Origin of the sequence: Streptococcus sp. 2018162 (assembly GCF_019754175.1) — a bacterium.
GTDB lineage: Bacteria > Bacillota > Bacilli > Lactobacillales > Streptococcaceae > Streptococcus > Streptococcus hashimotonensis.
The window spans coordinates 26,586-47,993 of the sequence record NZ_JAIJZP010000011.1 but is presented as its reverse complement, the minus strand read 5'-3'; the positions used below and the strand labels follow the sequence as shown (position 1 = coordinate 47,993).

Annotated in this window: 16 protein-coding genes and 3 tRNA genes; 3 read left to right on the top strand and 16 right to left on the bottom strand. The window is 43.5% G+C overall.

The features are described from left to right. Position 1 precedes the first annotated feature (1 nt). Complete coding sequence (locus K5Q22_RS08560; protein WP_205013612.1) at positions 2–1,144, bottom strand: cysteine desulfurase family protein; 1,143 nt, start codon at positions 1,142–1,144, stop codon at positions 2–4. 111 nt (positions 1,145–1,255) lie between these two features. Between K5Q22_RS08560 and K5Q22_RS08555 the strand changes: the two genes are divergently transcribed. Together K5Q22_RS08555 and K5Q22_RS08550 are read left to right on the top strand one after the other, a co-directional pair. After that, complete coding sequence (locus tag K5Q22_RS08555) at positions 1,256–1,669, top strand: DUF6556 family protein (RefSeq protein WP_032501593.1); 414 nt, start codon at positions 1,256–1,258, stop codon at positions 1,667–1,669. Between the two features lie 59 nt (positions 1,670–1,728). Continuing rightward, positions 1,729–2,112, top strand: a complete 384-nt coding sequence (locus K5Q22_RS08550; protein WP_044667794.1) for a hypothetical protein — start codon at positions 1,729–1,731, stop codon at positions 2,110–2,112. Positions 2,113–2,130: 18 nt separating this feature from the next. Here K5Q22_RS08550 and K5Q22_RS08545 read toward each other — a convergent pair whose 3' ends face one another. From K5Q22_RS08545 to parE, 13 genes are all read right to left on the bottom strand, one after another. Further along, entirely contained in the window at positions 2,131–3,159 is a 1,029-nt protein-coding gene (locus K5Q22_RS08545; protein WP_205013611.1) for a low specificity L-threonine aldolase, read from the bottom strand. 61 nt (positions 3,160–3,220) lie between these two features. Beyond that, positions 3,221–3,292 (bottom strand) — tRNA-Arg (locus K5Q22_RS08540). A gap of 37 nt (positions 3,293–3,329) precedes the next feature. Further along, complete coding sequence (gene rpsA / locus K5Q22_RS08535; protein ID WP_013730343.1) at positions 3,330–4,535, bottom strand: 30S ribosomal protein S1; 1,206 nt, start codon at positions 4,533–4,535, stop codon at positions 3,330–3,332. Between the two features lie 123 nt (positions 4,536–4,658). After that, a tRNA-Gln gene (locus K5Q22_RS08530) sits at positions 4,659–4,730 on the bottom strand. Between the two features lie 137 nt (positions 4,731–4,867). Next, positions 4,868–4,948: transfer RNA gene (locus K5Q22_RS08525), tRNA-Tyr, on the bottom strand. 51 nt (positions 4,949–4,999) lie between these two features. Continuing rightward, on the bottom strand, positions 5,000–5,233 hold the full coding sequence (locus tag K5Q22_RS08520; protein ID WP_012775068.1) for a DUF2969 domain-containing protein: 234 nt from the start codon (positions 5,231–5,233) through the stop codon (positions 5,000–5,002). Positions 5,234–5,299: 66 nt separating this feature from the next. Further along, positions 5,300–6,322: a branched-chain amino acid aminotransferase gene (locus tag K5Q22_RS08515; RefSeq protein WP_105116002.1), complete on the bottom strand. Its 1,023-nt coding sequence runs from the start codon at positions 6,320–6,322 to the stop codon at positions 5,300–5,302. 110 nt (positions 6,323–6,432) lie between these two features. Continuing rightward, the gene (locus tag K5Q22_RS08510) at positions 6,433–7,050 is read right to left on the bottom strand and encodes a DUF4230 domain-containing protein (protein WP_205013610.1); all 618 of its coding nucleotides are present in this window, start codon (positions 7,048–7,050) and stop codon (positions 6,433–6,435) included. 61 nt (positions 7,051–7,111) lie between these two features. Next, positions 7,112–9,565 carry a DNA topoisomerase IV subunit A gene (parC, locus tag K5Q22_RS08505; protein WP_205013609.1) on the bottom strand — a complete coding sequence of 818 codons (2,454 nt, stop codon included), beginning with the start codon at positions 9,563–9,565 and terminating at the stop codon, positions 7,112–7,114. A 187-nt stretch (positions 9,566–9,752) separates the two neighbouring features. Continuing rightward, a complete protein-coding gene (locus K5Q22_RS08500) occupies positions 9,753–10,205 on the bottom strand; it encodes a hypothetical protein (protein ID WP_105179465.1) in 453 nt (150 codons plus the stop codon). A gap of 2 nt (positions 10,206–10,207) precedes the next feature. Next, the gene (locus tag K5Q22_RS08495; protein WP_172115728.1) at positions 10,208–10,711 is read right to left on the bottom strand and encodes a YkvA family protein; all 504 of its coding nucleotides are present in this window, start codon (positions 10,709–10,711) and stop codon (positions 10,208–10,210) included. 32 nt (positions 10,712–10,743) lie between these two features. After that, positions 10,744–11,346, bottom strand: a complete 603-nt coding sequence (fic, locus tag K5Q22_RS08490; RefSeq protein WP_172115729.1) for a protein adenylyltransferase Fic — start codon at positions 11,344–11,346, stop codon at positions 10,744–10,746. Between the two features lie 23 nt (positions 11,347–11,369). Then, complete coding sequence (gene parE / locus K5Q22_RS08485; protein WP_002935482.1) at positions 11,370–13,319, bottom strand: DNA topoisomerase IV subunit B; 1,950 nt, start codon at positions 13,317–13,319, stop codon at positions 11,370–11,372. Between the two features lie 142 nt (positions 13,320–13,461). On the opposite strand from parE, the gene plsY reads away from it, so the two are divergent. After that, positions 13,462–14,106: a glycerol-3-phosphate 1-O-acyltransferase PlsY gene (plsY, locus tag K5Q22_RS08480; RefSeq protein ID WP_105202382.1), complete on the top strand. Its 645-nt coding sequence runs from the start codon at positions 13,462–13,464 to the stop codon at positions 14,104–14,106. A 286-nt stretch (positions 14,107–14,392) separates the two neighbouring features. Here the strand turns inward: plsY and addA are convergent, their stop codons facing one another. Both addA and rexB read right to left on the bottom strand, forming a co-directional pair. After that, on the bottom strand, positions 14,393–18,043 hold the full coding sequence (gene addA, locus K5Q22_RS08475; RefSeq protein WP_205013608.1) for a helicase-exonuclease AddAB subunit AddA: 3,651 nt from the start codon (positions 18,041–18,043) through the stop codon (positions 14,393–14,395). Then, positions 18,043–21,309, bottom strand: coding sequence for an ATP-dependent nuclease subunit B (rexB, locus tag K5Q22_RS08470; protein WP_205013607.1), 3,267 nt, complete (start codon positions 21,307–21,309; stop codon positions 18,043–18,045). Before rexB ends, addA begins: the two co-directional genes overlap by 1 nt. Positions 21,310–21,408 lie beyond the last annotated feature (99 nt).

Sequence of the window (21,408 nt, the reverse complement as noted above, 5' to 3'; positions counted from 1 at the left end):
TCTACCTTACTTTCTGTGTGTTGTGATAAATTTGTTTGAAAATCGTGAGGAATTGTTCAATTTGCCCCATATCGTTGTCATCATCCAAGCTGATACGGACGGCAGTTTGAGCCAACTTCTGCGGAACACCCATAGCAATCAGTGTTCCAGCTGGTTTTCCAGCCTTGGATGAGCAGGCTGAGGTGGTCGAAATGTAAATCTGGTGGTCTTCAAAGGCGTGGACAATGACCTCGCCTCGGATGTTCTTAATCCCAAACGTCACAATGCTTGGCACAAAGTCCTCTAACCCAGAAAAGACTGTCACATCAGCGTATTTGCCCAATTCATCCACCAAAATCTGCTTCATAGCTGCCAGCCGCTTCTGGCTATCTACCGCCTTGTCCAAGGTCAAGCGGAGCGCCTTAGCAGTCGCGGCGATACCAGCCACATTTTCAGTAGTTGAGCGTTTGTCGCTTTCCTGTCCTCCTCCTGTCAATAGCGGAGCGATTTTCTTGCCAGCTTTGACATAGACGAAACCTACTCCTCTGACAGAGTGGAATTTGTGACCTGAAAAACTGACGAAATCAACTCGGTCTGTCAAATACCCTTCCGTTGGCACCTTACCGATAGCCTGCACAGCATCCACATGGAAAGAAATGGTAGGCTTATCAGCTAACAGTTGAGATATTTCCTGAATGGGCTGAATGGCACCAATTTCATTGTTGACGGCCATGATAGAAACCAGTGTGGTATCTGGACGAATCAAGCTTTCTAAGGCTGAAACATCCACAAAACCTTGGGTATTGACCGGAGCCAAATCCACCTCAAAACCTTGCGTTTTGAGCCAAAGTGCTGACTCTTTTACCGCTGGATGTTCAATTGCTGACACGATGATGTGCTTGCCCAGATGTGCCTTTTCAAATGCCACTCCCTTGATGACCCAGTTGTCACCTTCCGTACCACCTGAGGTGAAAAAGATTTCTTTGCTATCCTTGCCTAGCAATTCTGCGATTTGCTTACGGGATGCTTCTAAAATACGGGTTGCTTGACTGCCGAGACTATGGAGGCTAGAGGGATTTCCCCAGATTTTTGTCGCCACTTCCGTATAGGTCTTGAGAACTTCTGGATAGACCTGTGTCGTTGCTGCATTATCAAAATAGATCATTTTTTCATTCCTTTTATTGCAATAGTCCTATTTTATCATGTTTTCATGCCTTTCGGCAATCTTTAAGATAGTTTTAAACTTCCTATCTTAAACTAAAGGTGGAGGTACATCATGAATACACGTAAGAATACAAATAAAAAACCGGCTGGTTTAACTAATTTTCAAAAATATTTAACCTTTATCGGATCTATTTTAGGGATTATCACTGCCTGCATCACTATCTACACCTTTACAGCAAAACCTGCAACATCCTCAACATCTCCAAGTACTACCATTTCATCATCCAGTGCCACTAGCCCCAGCCAATCATCAACCGGCAATCCGTTAACAGAAGAACAAGATTCAACAAGTTCAAGCTCCGAAACAACATCCTCAACCCAAACCGAGACCAGCTCTTCAGTAGAGTCTACTGCCTCTTCCTCGTCTACAGAAATGTCTGCTACCCAAGCTTCGGAGACAATGACAGAAACCAGCACTAATACAGAGGTAACTAGTGGGGCATCCGAAACGACTTCTAATCAATAGCACATAAATATTTGTTTTACTTTCTTGGATTTGATATACTAATTTCAGGAGGGTACAATATGAAATACGTCATTCTAAAAACGCCGATTTTCGTTTGGCTACTGATTTTTGCGCTTATACAAATCTTCGCCTTATCGTCATTTTTACCAGAACCATTTGATACTCGTTCATTGCTCCCCATGGGAGTATTAACCGGCTGTTCAATCAGGGTTTCCAGTGAAGTTAAAGACCAGAATGGCCAGTATGCTCCATTTAAGTACTTATGGTGGGTGATACTAGGATGGACTGTAATCGGTATTCTATTTGGTATCACTATAAAAGCACCACTAGAATTGCATATTGCCCTGATTGTACATGCAATCGCAGGAGGAATAGGCTACCGCCTTATTGAACGTTATGCAGTTTATCGCTATCATTATTTACAGACTAAAAAGAAAGGCTAACCCTTTCTTTTTTGCTTGCTATAATCTATTTCTCAATTCATCAATATCTGCTTGACTAGTTGACCAGCTGGTCGCAAAGCGGATGATACTGTGGCTATCGTCGTATTTTTCCCAGAAGCCATAGGCAATTCCAGCTTCTGTCAATCTATCCAATTCTTCATTCTTAACAATAACGAATTGCTGATTGGTCGGGGATTTGAGATAGAATTGAAAGCCTTTCTCTTCCAAAATCTGGATCAGTTGCTCTGCCATTGCGATAGCATGACGCCCCAATTCAAGATACAAGTCATCAGTAAATAAGCAATCAAACTGGACACCCGTCACTCGTCCTTTCGCCAACAAGGCACCATGGTGTTTGACGATCGATACGAAATTCTTAGGCTGATTATTCTTGGTGAAGACCAGAGCTTCTCCCAACAAAGCACCAAGTTTTGTCCCTCCGATATAAAAAACATCGGTCAGCTCTGCAATTGTTGGCAAATCAAGATCCGTATCGCGAGCTGCAAGACCGTAACCCAAACGAGCTCCATCTAAAAAAATCGGAATATTATGGGTGCGGCAAACTTGGGATAATTCTTCCAACTCTGACTTGCTATAAAGTGTACCATACTCTGTTGGATGGGAAATATAGACCATACCAGGATGAACCATATGGGCATGATTAGCATCTGCGTAGAAATCGGAAATATAGTTCTCAACTTCACTTGCAACAAGTTTGCCATCCGTATGCGGTAAGGCCAACACTTTATGGCCTGTGAATTCAATTGCCCCCGCTTCATGAACTGCAATATGACCAGTATCCGCTGCAATGACTCCTTCATAGGAAGCTAACATAGACGAAATGACAATTTGATTGGTCTGAGTGCCACCTGCTAAAAACGTAACTTGTGCATGAGGGCAGGCAGTTGCCACTTTAATTTTTTCGATAGCAGATTCAGTATATTTATCAGTGCCATATCCAGATAAACCTTCTTGGTTGCTTGCAACTAAGGCTTCTAGCAAGGCAGGATAGGCACCTTTGTTATAGTCATTTTCAAAATGTAACATATCATAGCCTCCTTGATATAATATAACAAAAAAGCCTGTTAATCCAGGCTTTTCAATTTAGTCCACCCTGAGGGAATCGAACCCCCATCTCAAGAACCGGAATCTTACGTGATATCCATTACACTAAGGGTGGAAAGGAAAAACTTGCACAAGGCAAGTTTTTATATGAATTACAATTCAATGTCACCGAAAAGGTCAGCCATTGAGAATCCAGATTGAGTTTCTGGCAATTCGTAATCACGTTTTTCTTCACGTTTTTGACGACGTGGACGTGGAGCACGTTTTTCAGCTTTTTCTTCACCTTCAACTGCTGCTGGACGCTCTTCCAAAGCTTTGATAGAAAGTGATACACGCTCATCAGCTGCGTTCACTTCAAGAACTTTAACAGTTACTTCTTGACCTACTGACAAAGCGTCTTTCGGATTTTCAACACGTTTGTGTGAAATTTGTGAGATATGTACCAAACCATCGATACCTGGCAATACTTCAACGAAAGCACCGAAGTCAGTCAAGCGTTTTACTTTACCTTCGATGACATCGCCAGCTGCCAATTTTTGCTCAACGCCATCCCATGGACCAGGCTGTGTAGCTTTCAATGACAATGATACGCGACCTTCAACTTCGTCGATTGCAAGAACTTTAACTTCAACTTCTTCACCAACTGTTACAGCTGATTTAGGAGATACGTTACGCTCGTGTGACAATTCAGTCAAGTGCACCAAACCATCTACACCACCAAGGTCGATGAAAGCACCAAAGCTTGTGATACGTGCAACTTTACCAGTCACAACTTCACCAACTGCCAATTTACCGAATACTTCAGCACGTGCAGCTGCAGCTTCTGCTTCAACAACGTCACGACGTGACAAGATGAAACGGTTCTCAGCAGGATCAACTTCTTTGATTTTAGCATCAAATTCTTGACCTACAAAACGCTCAGTGTTACGAGTGAAACGGCTGTCGATCATTGAAGCTGGGATGAAACCACGAAGACCTTCAAATTCAACTGCAAGACCACCTTTAACGGCACGAGTTACTTTAACTGTAACAACTTCTTCTTCACGACCAACAAGCTTGTCCCATGCTTTACGTGCTTCCAAACGTTTTTTAGATACAAGATAAGTAACAGTGTCTGTATCTTTACCAACAACTTGGCGAAGTACTAACAATTCAAGTGTTTCACCAACTTTTACAAGGTCGTTGATATCAGCATCACGGTCGTTAGTCAACTCACGAAGAGTCAATACGCCTTCAACACCAGTACCTGAGATAGCTACGTTTGCTTGACCAGCATCAACTGTCAATACTTCTGCAGTTACCACATCACCAGGTGTAACTTCGCTTACACTGTTCAACAAATCTTCAAATTCGTTCATTATAAAAAAACCTCCGACAATCAGGTCTTTCGACCCAACATAAAATATATTTTATTTAAGGCACACGCAAGGACAACAACAATTAGACATCTTTGACGAACTAGACTATATCTAGTACCTTTACTGGGGTAGCTGGATTCGAACCAACGCATGAGGGAGTCAAAGTCCCTTGCCTTACCGCTTGGCGATACCCCAAAACATTTTCTAAGATAGCATTCTGAAATGAACTCGGGCTAAACGCTGTGTAAAAAAGATAAGTCGCCTAGCAAATCAGGATTTGCAGTCAACTTCCTATTTTTACTATGCGTTTGACGCCCTTAGTATCTTAGACATGGAGAGAGAGGGATTCGAACCCCCGAACCCGAAGGAGCGGATTTACAGTCCGCCGCGTTTAGCCTCTTCGCTATCTCTCCGTGCACTAACAGTCACTATTCTAACATAAAATAGCGACTATTACAAGCCTTTTAGTGACTTAAATTATAATTTTCAATAATATTTCCGACTGCTTTTTCTAATTTTTTGTAAAAGCTTTCGGTATTTCCATTTTTAATAACTGCAAAGTTATTTTCAGCCAATTCTGCAATTTCTCCAATTACTTTTTTACCTATAACAAGGCGGTAGCCAGGGAACTCTTCTCTATTGACAAGAACTTTGCTATCTTCAATCTGAATTTCAATTTTTTTATCTTTTTTACTCATTTTCAAACCTCACTTTTACTATTCTACAAAAAAAGAGAAGAGCTTGCAAGTGCAAGCCTTCTGAAATTATTCTACTTCGACAATCCAGCCTTCTGGCGCTTCAATATCACCAAACTGGATACCTGTTAATTCGTCATATAATTTACGAGTGACAGGTCCTACTTCTGTTTCACTATGGAAAACATGGAGTTTGTCTGCAATCTGGATACCACCAATTGGTGAGATAACTGCAGCTGTTCCGCAAGCTCCTGCTTCGACAAACTGGTCTAATTCTTCGACAAGGACTTCTCGCTCCACTGCCTTCATTCCCAGACGATGCTCTGCCAAATACAAGAGAGAATACTTGGTAATGGACGGCAAGATTGATGGCGAAATCGGTGTGACAAACTCGTTATTGGCTGTAATACCAAAGAAATTAGCAGACCCTACTTCTTCAATCTTGGTGTGGGTAGCTGGGTCCAGATAGATGACATCTGAGAAGCCCTGCTTTTTAGCATATTGGCCCGGCAAGAGCGATGCTGCATAGTTACCACCAACCTTAGCCGCCCCTGTTCCATTTGGTGCCGCACGGTCGTACTTGTCCTGAATGAGGAAGTTGGTCGGAGCCAAACCACCCTTGAAGTAGTTTCCGACCGGCATGGCAAAAACGGTGAAAATGTACTCTTCTGCTGGTTTTACGCCGATGATGTCGCCGACACCAATCAGGAGCGGGCGGAGATAGAGCGTGCCACCAGTTCCATAGGGAGGAACGTAGTCCGCGTTGGCTTTGACCACCTCTTTACAAGCCTTGATGAAAAGGTCAGTCGGTACAGGCTCCATGAGCAAGCGGTCAGCTGTTCGTTGCAGGCGCTCAGCGTTTTGGTCTGGACGAAAGAGCTGGAGTTTTCCCTCCTTCGTGCGATAGGCCTTGAGGCCTTCAAAAGCTTGCTGACCATAGTGAAGGGCTGGTGAGCTTTCTGAAATGTGCAGGTCCGCATCTTCAGTCAATTGCCCTTCAGACCATTTGCCGTTTTTGAAATGAGCGATAAAGCGGTAAGGTAGTTTCATATAAGAAAAACCAAGGTTTTCCCAGTCAATGTTCACTGTCATATAGTTTCTCCAAATTTATTTTTTATTATTTTACTACTTTTGAAAGTGATTTTCAATTAAAAATTCAGAAAATTTTGTGAATATAAGAAAAAGCCTGGTAAACCAGACTTTTACTCGTTAAAAACAAACTCTAGTTCAATTTCAGGAGAAATTGCCTTAAACAAATTTTGATAGTAATTTTTTGCTGACTCTTTTATGTCTTCCTGATAATCTGCTAGAAACGTTTCTTGTTCTGCTGACTGAAATTCATCTGTGATGAGTTGGGCAGTATCGATTTCTTCCGTCGCAAAACTCAATATCTCACCACTCTTATCATATAAGGTATAAGGTTCTTCTGCATCTAATTCCAATCCAATGACTTCAAAGGCTGGAAGGGTAATTTTGTACCTATTTTCAGAAAGATGTTCAATGGATACAGGACTTTTAATACCAAATTTCGCCTTGTACTTGATAATTAAGAGGGCTGATTTTTCTGAGAAGGGCAGTTCTTGACCAAATAAGACCGTGTAGTTTTTAGCGGTCACAATTTTCTGGACAGCCGTATTTAGAAATACCAATTCATTGACTTGCTCGACAGACTGAATAGCCGTATGGACACTCACTTCCTGCTGATTACTCTTTTCACCAGAGATGTAGCCGTATCCCCATACACCACACAATAACAGAAGGAAGGACAGAACAAGCCATAGATAGACTTTTATACTGAAAAATAATTTGATAATTTTCATAGCATTTACCTCTCCTACAGTATAGCAAAAAGACTGCTTTGCGAGCAATCTTTTCATCTTTTTAGTCTATCCAGGCTCTGAAGACTTCCTCATCAGAAATGGTATCCGAAATGAAGCTGCCGTTGCTGGTTCGTTCAGACAGGCTAAGCTGGGTCACATCAACCTCATAGAGTTTGCCCGTTTTGGACTGCACATGAAGCACTTGACTTGTCGTTTCATCTTCATTTGCCGTGCTAAAGAGGTCAAAATCCCCCTGGTCCGTCAAGACTGGACCTGCCGCAAAGACACGGTGAGGCTTAGCCTTGAGTTCGCGAAGCACCTGCAAACCACGCTTGGCACGGCTGGTCACAGGGATTTCCTCCACCGCCATCCGCTTCAAACTACCACGCTGGGTCAGGAGATAGACGGAGCTGGTATTGCTGATAAAGGCCGCAGCCACCACATCCCCATCCTTGAGGTTGACCGCCTTGACACCGGCCGCCTTGGCACCGATGATTGGCACTTCTTCGATGTTAAATCGCAGAGCGTAGCCCTTTTCTGTCATGAGCATGATGTCGTCTAAGACCACAGGCGATACGGTAATGACCACATCATCCGCATCTTTGAGTTTGGCATACTTGGTTGACTTGGACTTATAAGTCCGCCATGGCGTGAACTCCTTCCGCTCCACACGCTTGATTTGACCGTATTTAGTTACCGCGAAATAAGTTCCCTCTTCAAAATTCTCAACCAGTTCAGCGAAGATAACCTCTTCATTGGTATCAAAGTTCATCAAGGTCTGACTCAGGTGTTCACCGATGTCTTTCCAACGAATATCTGTCAGTTCATGGACAGGTCGGTAGATAACATTTCCAAGATTGGTAAAGAGCAGGAGATGCTGGGTTGTCTTGGCATTCTGCAAGAAAATCAGCTGGTCATCCTCTCGTTTGCCCATTTCTTCAAGGGTTGAGGCATTGAAAGAACGTGGACTGGTCCGTTTGATGTAACCCGCCTTGGTCACGCTGACAAAAGTTTCTTCTTCGACAATCAAGCTGGCGGTGTCAATCTCAATCGCTTCTGCCTGATCCTGCAATTCACTCAAACGAGGGTTGCCAAACTGCTTCTTGACCTCACGCAGTTCCTTCTTCATAAGATTGAACATGGTGCGCTCATCGCCGATAATGGCTGCCAAGGTCTGAATCTGCTCGCGTAGGGCTGCTTCTTCATTTTCCAAGGTCACAATGTCGGTATTGGTCAAGCGGTAGAGTTGCAAGGTCACGATTGCTTCTGCCTGTTCCTCGCTAAACTCATAGCTGACTTTCAAGTTTTCCTTAGCATCCGCCTTGTTTTCAGAGGCACGGATAAGGGCAATGACCTCGTCCAAAATAGAAATAACACGGATCAAGCCTTCTACGATATGGAGACGTTTCTCTGCCTTTTCCTTGTCAAACTTAGAACGAGCAATGATAATCTCACGGCGGTGGGCGATGTAGCTAGACAGAATTTTCTGCAAGCCAACCTGACGCGGTGTGAAATTGTCAATCGCCACCATGTTGAAGTTGTAATTGATTTGTAAGTCGGTATATTTGTAAAGGTAGTTGAGAATGGTTTGCTCATCGCTGTCTTTTTTCAACTCAATGGCAATCCGCAGACCTGTACGGTCTGACTCATCACGCACCTCAGCAATACCAGGCACCTTGTTGTTGACACGGACATCATCAATCTTCTTGACCAGAACAGCCTTATTGACCTCGTACGGAATCTCGGTTATGACAATCTGTTTCTTACCTGCCTTGAGTTGCTCAATGTCACAACGGCTACGGACAACGACACGACCCTTACCAGTTTCATAGGCCTTCTTGATTTCGTCAGCCCCTTGGATAATGGCACCTGTTGGGAAGTCTGGCCCAGGCAGGAACTCCATTAGCTTGTCCAAGCTAGCAGTCGGATGATCAATCATGTAAACAACGGCATCGATGACCTCCGCCAGATTATGCGGCGGGATGTCAGTCGCGTACCCTGCTGAAATTCCTGTCGCTCCATTGACCAAGAGATTAGGGAAGGCAGCTGGTAGCACAGTGGGTTCTTTTTCCGTATCGTCAAAGTTCCAGGCAAATGGTACTGTCTTTTTCTCGATGTCGGCCAGCAAATAACCTGCCATTTCCGACAGGCGAGCCTCGGTGTAACGCATGGCCGCAGGCGGGTCACCGTCCATGGAACCGTTGTTTCCGTGCATCTCCACCAAAATCTCGCGGTTTTTCCAGTCCTGACTCATGCGGACCATGGCATCATAAATAGAGGAATCACCGTGTGGGTGGAAATTCCCCATGATATTCCCGACTGACTTGGCGGACTTGCGGTAACCCTTGTCAAAAGTGTTGCCGTCCTTATTCATGGAATAAAGAATCCGACGTTGCACGGGCTTTAGACCGTCACGAATGTCCGGCAAGGCCCGCTCCTGAATAATGTATTTGGAGTAGCGACCAAAGCGCTCTCCCATGATGTCCTCAAGGGACATGTTTTGAATGTTAGACATAAATTAAGATACAAAGGGACGATTCAGTCCCGTGTTCAGTTAGACAGACTAGCTGAACATTCCTTTCTTTGTTTCTTGTCGAAAAATTTTCTTTTTTACTTTTTTTGATAATCGCCTTAAGTAGTGAGAACGGAAGAGACCTTACAATTTCTATTGCTATATCCTTAGCTAAACATTAGTTCTTTACCTAAGTTCTCTGATAAAAGAAAGCAATCATATCCCCTACTCTATCATAAAGATTATCATCAACATATGCTAATTTCTCAATTTCTAGTTCCTCATCATCAATCAAATTTTCTTGATAAGCTTGAGCATACTCACCACACGATTTTAGATAATCCATTATTAAAACTAACTCTTGCTTCTGTTGAGAAGAAAGGACTTTTCCTTTATAGAGAGTCTCCTTTATGAATCGACAGTAGTCTGAGTGCTCTTCACACCAATTGACATTGCCATTTGCTTGAGCTTCCCAGCGAAGTTTTTCTAATTGTCGAAGTAATTCACCTTGTAAAGTAGAAGAAATCCCGTATTTAGGCACATCTGCTCGCCAAATTGAACGTAGAACCTCTGTATGCTGAGAAGCATACGGAACTTTCTTAAGTTGCTCGATAGTTGGCTTTTTTCTTAAAAACTTTATCATAGCTACTCTTCCACTTCCCACTGACTTGCTTGCCAGCTTCTAAAGTCATCGACATCTGTTTTGATTAATTTCAAACAGGCATTAAGGACAAAGGCATCATCAAGTAGACCTGCTCCAAGGATGAAATCTGGTAAGGCATCAATAGGACTGAAAAAATAAATCAAAGCACCTATAATTGCAAGGATTGTCCCTTTGGGTAACTTGCTGTAATCTCTACGGATATAGCTTCGCACCATGGAAATCAAGCCTGGAATAGCCGCAAACTTATCTCCACCAAAAGGCATACGAGACAGTTTCCGTTCCGTGCTATGTAAAAAATGTTCTAATTTTCCTTGCTCAGATAGCAAGCTTTCTGCATGTTGCCGAGTTTTGGAAGATTGCCAAATCTTCAATGCTTGGTCAAATTTCTCTTCCAACTCCTGTTTATTTTTAAATGGCTTGCGCTTTCGAGCCCATTCAGACAACCGTTTTTGAAAACGGTCAGTTAATTTTCCTCTTAATGGCATAAAACACCTCACATAGTTTGTCTTTGCTAGATTTACAAATCCTCAGTACGATATAGGTTGTAACCCTCATAGAAATAAGAATGGTCGATGCCCTTGAAATAAGTAGCCTGACCAAGATCTTCCGTTAAGGCTTGCAATAACAGATATTTAAGCTCTCCTGTTGACACATGGCTTCTAACCATGGCATTGAAATACTCATCTTTATCAATGCTATTCCAATCAACCACCTTGCCCAAACTATCCCGTAGCATACAATCCAACCAGATACGCATACTGCGTCCATTTCCTTCTCGGAATGGATGTGCAATGTTCATATCCGCATATTTTTCAACGATTTCGTCAAAGGTTTCATGAGGTAGCTTGTCAATATAGGCCAAAGACTGCTCAAGAAAGATTCGTGGAGCGAATTGAAAATTATCTTTGGCAATGTTGACATCACGAATTTTCCCTGCAAAGTCGTAAATATCCTCAAATAAAGCCTGATGAATGTGTGCCAAACCTGCAAAAGTCCCAAATTCTATCTGGAATAACTGGCCAGTTTCGAACAGTTGAGCTGCTTTTTTCTTGCTGATTTGTTCTTCAAGACGGGCTAATTCAGCCGAATTTTCAATCCCAAATTTATTTTCTAAAACCATATGGCACCTCAACTTCCCTGAGATTATTTAGTAAAAGCTGTCGCTTCCTCCAAAGTAAACTTAACATTGTCCTCAATCCACTTGCGGCGTGGCTCGACCTTGTCGCCCATGAGGACAGATACTCGGCGTTCAGCACGGGCTAGGTCTTCAATGGTGACGCGGATAAGAGTACGGGTTTCAGGGTTCATGGTTGTTTCCCAGAGCTGATCGGCATTCATCTCACCAAGACCCTTGTAGCGTTGGAGGATGAAGCCCTTGCCAAAATCCTTGCGGAGATCTTCTAATTCTCCGTCAGACCAAGCATAAGCAATCTTTTCTGTCTTGCCCTTGCCTTTAGACATCTTATAAAGTGGCGGAAGGGCGATGTAAACCCGACCTGCTTCTACTAACGGTCGCATATAGCGATAGAAGAAGGTCAGCAAGAGGGTCTGAATGTGGGCACCATCCGTATCCGCATCGGTCATGATAATAATCTTGTCATAGTTGACATCTTCCAGCGTAAAGTCTGATCCAACACCTGCACCGATGGTGTAAATCATGGTGTTGATTTCTTCGTTTTTGAGGATGTCCGCCATTTTTGCCTTGGCGGTATTGATAACCTTACCACGCAAAGGTAGAATGGCTTGGAACTTGCGGTCACGGCCCTGTTTGGCAGAGCCTCCGGCTGAATCTCCCTCGACCAGATAGAGTTCATTTTTAGCTGGATTTTTAGACTGGGCTGGGGTTAGCTTACCTGACAGAAGTCCCTTGTCCTTCTTGTTTTTCTTACCATTTCGGGATTCGTCACGTGCCTTACGCGCAGCCTCGCGGGCGTCACGCGCCTTAATGGCCTTGCGGACTAGATTAGATGCTAGCTCGCCATTTTCCAAAAGGAAGAAGGTTAATTTGTCCGATACAATGCCGTCCACCACAGGACGAGCAAGTGGGCTTCCCAACTTGTCCTTGGTCTGCCCTTCGAACTGCAAATGCTCTTCTGGTACAAGGATAGAAAGGACCGCAGACAAACCTTCACGGTAGTCAGAGCCTTCCAAGTTCTTGTCCTTTTCCTTGAGCAAGTTGGTCTTACGAGCATAGTCGTTCATGGCCTTGGTAATGGCTAGTTTGAGACCTGTTTCGTGGGTACCACCGTCCTTGGTCCGAACGTTGTTAACGAAGGACAGGATATTGTCTGAATAGCCGTCGTTGTACTGCATGGCCACTTGGACCTGGAATCCTGCATCTTCTCCTTCAAAATAGAGGACAGGTGTCAGAGTTTCCTTGTCTTCGTTGAGGTAGGATACAAAGTCCTGGACACCATTTTCGTAGTGGTACTCCTCCTGCTCACCCGTCCGCTCATCTGTCAAGGTCATGGTGACTTGTTTGAGCAAGAAGGCTGATTCTTTCAGGCGTTCGGCAATGGTGTTGAACTTGAAATCGGTCGTTGAGAAAATGGTGTCGTCAGGCATAAAGGTAACTTTTGTACCTGTTTTTGATTTTGGAGCGGTACCAATCTTCTCTAAAGTCGTGACTGGCTTTCCGCCCTGCTCAAACCGTTGCTTGTAAACAGCACCGTCACGGGTAATCTCAACTTCCAACCAGCTGGACAGGGCATTGACCACCGAAGAACCAACCCCGTGGAGACCACCTGAAGTCTTGTAGCCACCTTGACCGAACTTACCACCTGCGTGGAGAACGGTGAAGATGACTTCAACCGTTGGCTTGCCTGTTGCGTGCATACCGACAGGCATTCCGCGTCCACGGTCAGACACAGACAGGCTACCGTCCTTGTTAATAGTCACATCGATCCGATCACCGAAACCTGACAGGGCTTCATCGACAGCGTTGTCGACAATCTCCCAGACCATGTGGTGCAAGCCATTTCCGTCTGTGGATCCGATGTACATACCAGGGCGTTTGCGAACGGCATCTAGGCCTTCCAATACCTGAATGGCATCATCATTGTAATTATTTATATCAATCTCTTTCTTAGCCAAAATTGACCTCCATACTTATCATCCTTTCTATATTACAAGTTTTTTAGCATTTTTGCAAAATATTTCTGCTACCTATCGGCTGAGACAGCTCACAAAATAAGATTTTGGACTAAATTAGATGAAAATATGCTATAATGAAAACATGTTAGTCAATCTTATTTTACTATTTATTGCATATTTATTGGGATCTATCCCGTCAGGACTTTGGATAGGTCAAACTTTTTTCAATATCAACATTCGTGAACATGGTTCGGGAAATACTGGAACAACCAACACATTCCGTATTTTAGGTCCAAAGGCTGGTACGATTGTATTTGTAATTGATTTTCTCAAGGGAACGTTGGCAGCCTTGCTTCCGCTGATCTTTCATGCCCAAGGAATTTCTCCGATTGTATTTGGGTTAATGGCTGTACTGGGACACACTTTCCCTATCTTTGCCCAATTCAAAGGTGGAAAGGCTGTTGCCACATCCGCCGGTATGTTGTTAGGCGTCGCACCTGCTTTCTGTCTCTATCTAGTCATCATTTTTGTGACTTCTCTTTACCTCACTTCGATGGTTTCCTTCTCCAGCGTATTGGCTGCTGCTTTAGCAATCTTAGGAGCTCTGCTATTTCCAGTAATAGGAATCATCCTGCCAAGCTACGACTGGCTCTTCACCATCATCATCGTCTTTTTGGGGCTATTTGTCATCGTTCGGCACAAGGAAAACATCCAACGAATTTTAAAAAAAGAAGAGAACCTTGTCCCATTCGGACTCAATCTAACCAAACAGAAAAAGCGAGTTTAACCACTCGCTTTTAATTTATAGTCTTTTAGTTTACTTTTAGTACTCGCTCCAAAGGTTCGGGGATCCTTTGGAGGTTGGAGATATAGCGAACAAAGTTCGCCTCAATAGCTGCAGACAGCTTGTACAGTCGAGTGACCGTGCAAGGTTGGAGATAGCACTTGCGGAGCAAGTTACCCCCTGCAGAGTACGGCAAAGCGAGTTCAAACAATCCAGTGGAATGTTTGAAGTTGGAAATAAGGAAACGGAGTTTCCTCTTGCGTCGAAGTAATAAAAGTCAACTAAATGACTATATGTTGACTTCAACCACTTCAATCCTCTCCCCGCCAAGCAAAATCAAACGGCAGTCTACACGATCTATCTTGTAGGCTTTTTTCAATGCCTCGGCATAGAGTTGCATTTGAGCTTGGTAACGTTGGCTGAGTTGGCTTGGTTGGTCATATTTGTCTGTCTTGTAATCAAAGAGAACAATATGATCATCATATAATAGGTAGCCATCAATAATCCCACGAAGGACAAATTGTTCCTGCGACAAAGAATCTGTCTGCAAACTTGCAAATGGAGCTTCTCTGTGGAGTTTGTCCGTATTGGCTAGAATTTCTCTTCCTAAGTCTGTATCAAAGAAATCTAAAATCATCTGAACATTGATTTTGTCTTTAACCGCTTGCTCAGCATGAACAGCTTCTAGTGCTTCTCTTACCGTATCTTCTGTCACCAACCAAGACAGATCTAAGCGTTGCATGAGTTCATGGACTGCTGAACCGACTTGGGCTCCAGTAATTTTTGGCTTCTTGGAGAAATCTGGCAAGTTGAAGGTTCGTTTTGGCTGGTATTTTTCCATAACTTCCATGCCTTCTTGTTCCAAGACAGGCTCATAGAGTTTCTTGATTTGACTTGGAGTACGTAAACTTGGCAATTCGATGGCAGCCTTATAGCGGGTATTCAACTCTTGGACTGAAGATAATTGGTCCAAGGCCTGGGCGATGTCTTCTGATTGACGAATATCTTTAAGGCTGGTGTTTTCTAGCTTATTCTTCAATGTCAGTTTACCAATCTTCTCCTCTGTCAAATCCTCATCCGTCACAAAGACTTTCTTGAAGTGCAAGTCTTCTCCTGAAAAAGCCTCATCAATGGCTAGAATCCAGTCTTGGAAAGTCGCCATGCTTTCACGAGTTGATTGGGCAAGTACGCCATCTTCCTTCTTACCATCGTATTTTTCAGCTAACTTGTCAGCATTGCCCTTTCCAACCAGATACAGCTTCTTCTCTGCACGCGTTAGTGCAACATAAAGCAACCGCATTTGTTCTGAAAGATTGGCAATTTTTAGCTCTTGGAGATTATTTTGATAAGGCAGGGTGTTCATTAAGACTCGCACCTGAGGCAATGGGCTATTTACCTTATCTTTCATATCCGCTAAATATTGGATACCTAGACCATTTTTCCGGCTGATGATGACTGACTGGTAATGGTCTTCCAAGTTGAATCGCTTATCGATATTCATGAGGAAGACATATTTGAACTCCAAACCTTTTGACTTGTGAATGGTCATAAGTTGTACAGCATTTTGCGGTAGAAACTCTTGTACATCTGCCAAGTCCTTGTCATTTGCTAAGGCACGGTCAATCATGGCGATGAAGCGGGACAAGCCCTTATAGCCTGTTTTTTCAAACTGGTTGGCACGCAGACCTAGTGCGTATAGATTGGCCTGACGCTTGCTGCCATTTGGAAGAGCACCGACATAGTCATAGTAGAATTTTTCATTGAAAATCTTCCAGATCAAGTCATAAATAGAATGCAGCTTGGCATAGGCACGCCAGTTTTCCAAAATAGACAAGAAATCCGTAATTTTCTTCTTCAACTCTCCTGACATCAGTTCAGGATGTTGCCCATTTGTTTGCTGGGCTAATTCCATTTTCTGGTAAAAGAAACCTGTCCCAGCCTGCAAGGAAATCCGTGTCAGTTCATCCTCATCGAATCGGAACATAGGCGATTTGAGAAGGGCAACCAAGGCGTAGTCATTGAGTGGGTTATTGATAACCCGCAAGGTGTCCAGCATAATCATGACTTCTAAAGATTGCAGATAGGAGGCTGCTCCGCCATCTGCCACAATAGGAATCCCATGTTTTTCAAAAATGGTCATAATGAGGTCATTGTGCGTCCGTTTTTGCACTAAGAGAGTGATGTCCTTGAAGTCTGCCCCTTCTTCATTGTGAAGACGAATAATCTCTTTTGCAACGACCTCAATCTCACCTGCAGTAAGAAGAGCATCCTCCTCAGCATCCGTTGAAGAATGTGCGCTCTCCTGCTGGTCGTAAATGAAGTATTCCATTTCATGCTTGGGCTGGGCAATTTTTTGACCAGGACTACCAGCCACTAGACTGTGGGTGTCGTCATACTTGATTTCCCCTACATGACGGTCCATCAGGCGCGTGAAAATAGCGTTTGTTGCCTCCAAGACCTCAATCTGACTACGGAAGTTTTCCTTGAGCAAAATCAATTTCCCAGCCTGAGGATTTGCCTGATACAGATCAAATTTCTCTTGAAAAATCATCGGATCCGCCTGACGGAATCGATAGATGGACTGCTTAATGTCGCCCACCATAAAGCGGTTGTGACCGTTGGACAGCAGGTCCAGCATTCGTTCTTGGCTATGGTTGTTATCCTGGTACTCGTCCACCATGACTTCGTGATATTTTTCTTGGAAAAACTGGCGGATGTCCACATTTTCTTCTAAAATACGAATAGCGAAATGCCCAATATCGCCAAATTCAAAGGCTGCTTCCTTGATTTTGACATCCAGATAAGCCTGCGAAAAATCCAAGACAAAGTCACGTAATAATACAAGCAGTGGCAAAGCTTGAACCTGATAATCTTTCAGCAGGGTCAATTCATAAACTTCCTGACCCAAATCTCGTAGTCCTGAGATAATCTGGCTCTTGCCAGCATTGTATTCTTCTTTAAAGGCTATCAAATGCTCATCTTTTGGTCGATTGGCATTGGTCAGGCCCTTGCCTCTGGACTGATCATTGATGAGAAGGACTCTTTCAACCCGCTCCATCAAGTCCTTCTGGTCCAGACTATCTAAACCCGTCAACAAATCCAAGACTTCTTCCACATTTGCAAAATACTTGGCGGAACCAAAGTCATTTCTGCCCCATTCCACATGGTAGCGGAAGAAATCTGCAGCTTGATAGAGCTTGTCTAACACTTTTTCCTTAAAACCTTGCTCTAAGATCTGCTCTATACGCTCTTGACTGTACAAATCAGCTTGAACAGCCTGCTCTTTCAGCCATTTAGTTGGACTGCTCGTCGATTGGCTAAAATCATGCACCTGATAAACAACCTGACGAAAACCACTATTATCCTTACGGTTGCCTGAAAAATTGCGAACCAGTTTGCGGAATGCACCACTTTCATCCAGTTCAAGATAATCTGCAAAGAGCTGGTCAAAAACCTCTTTTTTCAGACTCGCTTTTTCTGTTTCATCCTGTAAAATCCGAAACTGCGGAGAAATACCAAGGCTATAACCGTAGGTTGTGACCAATTTCTGCGTAAAGGAGTCCATGGTCCCAATATCCGCCTTAGTCAAATCTGCCAACTGGGCCGACAAATGCCGACGCAATTCCATATCGGTCGTCTCAGCAATGGTTTCGTTGAGATTTTTCTCGATTCGCTCCTTCAACTCACCAGCCGCTTTGACTGTAAAGGTCGAGATAAAGAGCTGGTCGATTCCCACACCACGCTTCAACTTATCCAAAATCCGTTGAACCATAACAAAGGTCTTTCCTGACCCTGCCGATGCAGAGACCAGAACATTCTGACCGTGCGTGTAGATGGCTTCAATCTGCTCAGGTGTGCGTTTTTGTTGCTTATCAGAATTAGCTTCCGCCAGCTGCACAGCCTTGATTTCTTCCGCGCTTAAAAATTGTTCAAAAGCCATTAGTCCTGACCTCCTTTCATTCGTTCCATCCAATCTTGACGCTTGGCCTCTTTGACCAACCGCCGCGCCATGCCCATGTGCCGATCCGCCTCAAAACCAGTGATTGCCTTCAACTGCTCACCTGCCACCGAACGCCCATCTTTGGTATAAGGATTAATGGCAAAGCGACCATCCAGAATGTCCTTGGCAGCTTGTTTGTAGAGTTCTTGGTTGTGGTTCAATAAGACTGCAAACTCATCTTCCGTGTAGAGTTGGTTACGAGTCTGATAAAAATGATTGAGCCCCAGACTTCCCTCCTTCAAGAAAAGTCCCTTGTAAACCAAGCTCGTATTGGCAGCTCCTTCTAGCTGTTCTACATTCTTCGTGTCTTTTAACTTGATAATCGGATCCTGCAAATGCAAATACATAGCCCCAAAAACAGGTTTATCCTTGGTTTCATCCAGCTCTTGTAAGGCTGCCAGATAGGTCACCAACTGAGGTTTAAGACCATTGTAAAAATCCCCAACTGAAAAAGATTGGTCGCTGGACTTGTAATCCACAACACCGACAGCTTGATTGATTTGTAAGGTATCCAAGCGGTCAATTGTACCATTTACATGCACACTCTTACCATTTTGAAGGTCAAAAACCAGCGCCTTATCCTGACGGAAACTCTTTTCCTGACCATCAATTTCAACCAAATCATTATCCCGCAAAATGGTTGCACTGGAACGAGCAATCTTATCCAGCACCTCCTCCGTATAGCGAGCATCCGCATCCTGGTTATAGAACATAGCAAATTCTGCCTCGTCACGAGTTCGCAGGATGGCCTTGTCCACTTTTTGATCAAAATCTAGTTCAGATTGATCCATGACCACTCGTTCAAAAATCCGATGCAAGAACAAACCATGCTGAAAGGCCGTCGGATGGATAGATTCCTGTTCCCGCAAGCGAAGAACATTACGGACAAAGTAAAGATATTGGTTATTGTAGAAATTGGTCAAGCTGGATGCTGAAAGATTGAGCGGCTTATCCTCTGGATATAAAGCAGCCAAGGTATCAGCTGCAAGTTGTTTAGAAGTTATTTCGCCAGTAATGGTCGGAATTTCAATGCCTTGCGACTCCAATTTCTTCTTCAAATGGCGAACCAAGACTGTCCAGAAGGCCGTCTGCCCTTCCCATTCTTCATGTTCAAGAGATGGTCTTTCTGACTCAATCAAACGGGATAAGAGACTCTTGTAGTGACCGATGTCTTGTGGACTAAGTGTTTTCATCCTTCCACGTTCTTCGGATTTCAACCCCATTTTTTGGAGAATTTTAATATAAGGGGAAAGACTATCTTCGCCTTCGTTATAAATCTGAGGAGTTGAAATGACTAACTGTTCCGTCGCAGCATTCAGCAGAGACATCATAGCAGCATGGTTCTTCTTGATATTCTCACGGCTGACCAAATCAAAACGTGAAGAACTAGCCGAGACAAGATTGACTTTTTCCATCTCTTCTTCTGTCAATAGACTGGTATTCTTGGCAACTTTTGGAAAATTGGACTGGCCCATTCCGATAGCATAAACATACTTAGCAGTGTGCGGCTCGATCAAATCATAGGATTTGACATTGACCACATCAACCGTTGCAGGAACGGTACGATAGTGACTAGCCTGCATGCCGGCCTGTAAAATAGCCAGAAAATCATCCATTTTCAATTTTTCTTTTCCGAAAATCTGATGAAAATTCTCTAGAATATGGGTAAAACTTTTCCAGACCTGCTCTTCTTTTTCTTGCTCTACCTCACTCAAATTTCGAGACATTTTTTCCATATTTTTAGGAAGCTCAATTGCCTCCAAAAAAGCCATAAATTTCTCAAGCAAGGCAGTTCCAGATTGTGGTCCAGCCTTAAACAGCTGGTTCAAAGGCTCCATAATCTTAGCACGTAGGGGTTCCAAGACAGTCAAATCATAGACAAGCCTTTTCTCCTTGATGGCTTCAGCATCGTAGTCCGCTCTGCCATTGACCGAAAAAGCCCGCGAAAAAGCAGCCTGCCCCTTCATATCCGCAAAGAGGATGTAAGACTCAAATAGGTCCAGCTCCTTTGGGGAAATGCTGGCGTACAAACCAGATTTGAGGAGATTGAGCAGGTCTTCCGCACGGAAACGATAGCGACGCAAGCGTTCCAAGGACTCCACAAAATGGACCAGGGGATGATGACTCATCTCCTCTGCCTTACCAAAATAGTAAGGAATATCATACTTGTCAAAAATCTTGCCAATCTGCAACTTGTAGCTATCCACATCACCCAAAAGTAATAAGATGTCTTTATAGCGAGCCCCTTGATGCACATGCTGACGAATTGCAGTCGCAACCTGCTCAACTTCTTCTTTTTGGTTGACGACTTCCCATAGTTGGATTTTTTCTTGGTCTGCTGGAGTCAAGTCTATCATGGTCCCGCTGTAGTCATAATAGGCTTCCATATTCTTTGAAAATTTACCAATACTGTCCAAGACTGGCTCTTGACCAATATAAGTAGCCTTAGTCTGGAACTGCGTTGATAACTGACGTAAAAAGTCAACGTTGGCTTGATAAACGTTCCCTTCCGCATAGGTCGCTTGCACAGCTTTTTTGCTGGCATATACACCAATCAGGATTTCCGACACCCGTTCATTTAAAGCACTTACTAAAGCTTCTTCTTCTGCCGAAAAACGAGAAAATCCGTCTACCACCAGCACAATGTTCTTCAACTGCTCATCCAACTGACCAGTTTCCACCAAGCTAATCAGCTGTGCTAACTTAGACTGATGCTCAAAGCCTTCATTGGACAAAATGTCTGTTACAGCCAGAAAAATCTTTACCAAATCAGCCTGCTTATCTGGTGACTCCATGGCTTCCAAGTCCAAAATAGACATATTTGCCCGTTGCAATTCTTTGTATAAAGCAACTAGCTGGTTAATGAACCCAAAATCTGTCTGTAAACGACCATAGACTTTCAAGTCGCCGTCTTCAAATTGCGATAGAACACGAAAGAAAATCATAGCCAGACCAACATCATCCAGCGGTTGACCTGCTTCTTTCCTATCAATCATCAAATAGCGGGCCAATTGCCCAAAACGGGTCACGATAATATCAAAAGTTGCCTGTTCAGGCAAATATTCCAAGACCTTGCGCTCCATCTCAAAAGATAGAGAGTTTGGAGCAATGTAAAAAACTCGCTTAGCTTCCTTAGCAAATTCTGCTGCGGTATCCGTTAAATACTGCGTCAGAGGATTGCGAATATCTGTATAGACTAATTTCATATCAAATTCTCATTCTTTCATTGAATATACTATGTCTAGTATATCAAAATTCAAACAAAAAAAATGGTCCAATGGACCATTTTTTCAGAAAGGTAATTC

Coding starts and splice junctions, on each gene's coding strand:
- K5Q22_RS08560 (WP_205013612.1), bottom strand. CDS start 1,144: ATGATCTATTTTGATAATGCAGCAACGACACAGGTCTATCCAGAAGTT.
- K5Q22_RS08555 (WP_032501593.1), top strand. CDS start 1,256: ATGAATACACGTAAGAATACAAATAAAAAACCGGCTGGTTTAACTAAT.
- K5Q22_RS08550 (WP_044667794.1), top strand. CDS start 1,729: ATGAAATACGTCATTCTAAAAACGCCGATTTTCGTTTGGCTACTGATT.
- K5Q22_RS08545 (WP_205013611.1), bottom strand. CDS start 3,159: ATGTTACATTTTGAAAATGACTATAACAAAGGTGCCTATCCTGCCTTG.
- rpsA (WP_013730343.1), bottom strand. CDS start 4,535: ATGAACGAATTTGAAGATTTGTTGAACAGTGTAAGCGAAGTTACACCT.
- K5Q22_RS08520 (WP_012775068.1), bottom strand. CDS start 5,233: ATGAGTAAAAAAGATAAAAAAATTGAAATTCAGATTGAAGATAGCAAA.
- K5Q22_RS08515 (WP_105116002.1), bottom strand. CDS start 6,322: ATGACAGTGAACATTGACTGGGAAAACCTTGGTTTTTCTTATATGAAA.
- K5Q22_RS08510 (WP_205013610.1), bottom strand. CDS start 7,050: ATGAAAATTATCAAATTATTTTTCAGTATAAAAGTCTATCTATGGCTT.
- parC (WP_205013609.1), bottom strand. CDS start 9,565: ATGTCTAACATTCAAAACATGTCCCTTGAGGACATCATGGGAGAGCGC.
- K5Q22_RS08500 (WP_105179465.1), bottom strand. CDS start 10,205: ATGATAAAGTTTTTAAGAAAAAAGCCAACTATCGAGCAACTTAAGAAA.
- K5Q22_RS08495 (WP_172115728.1), bottom strand. CDS start 10,711: ATGCCATTAAGAGGAAAATTAACTGACCGTTTTCAAAAACGGTTGTCT.
- fic (WP_172115729.1), bottom strand. CDS start 11,346: ATGGTTTTAGAAAATAAATTTGGGATTGAAAATTCGGCTGAATTAGCC.
- plsY (WP_105202382.1), top strand. CDS start 13,462: ATGTTAGTCAATCTTATTTTACTATTTATTGCATATTTATTGGGATCT.
- addA (WP_205013608.1), bottom strand. CDS start 18,043: ATGGCTTTTGAACAATTTTTAAGCGCGGAAGAAATCAAGGCTGTGCAG.
- rexB (WP_205013607.1), bottom strand. CDS start 21,309: ATGAAATTAGTCTATACAGATATTCGCAATCCTCTGACGCAGTATTTA.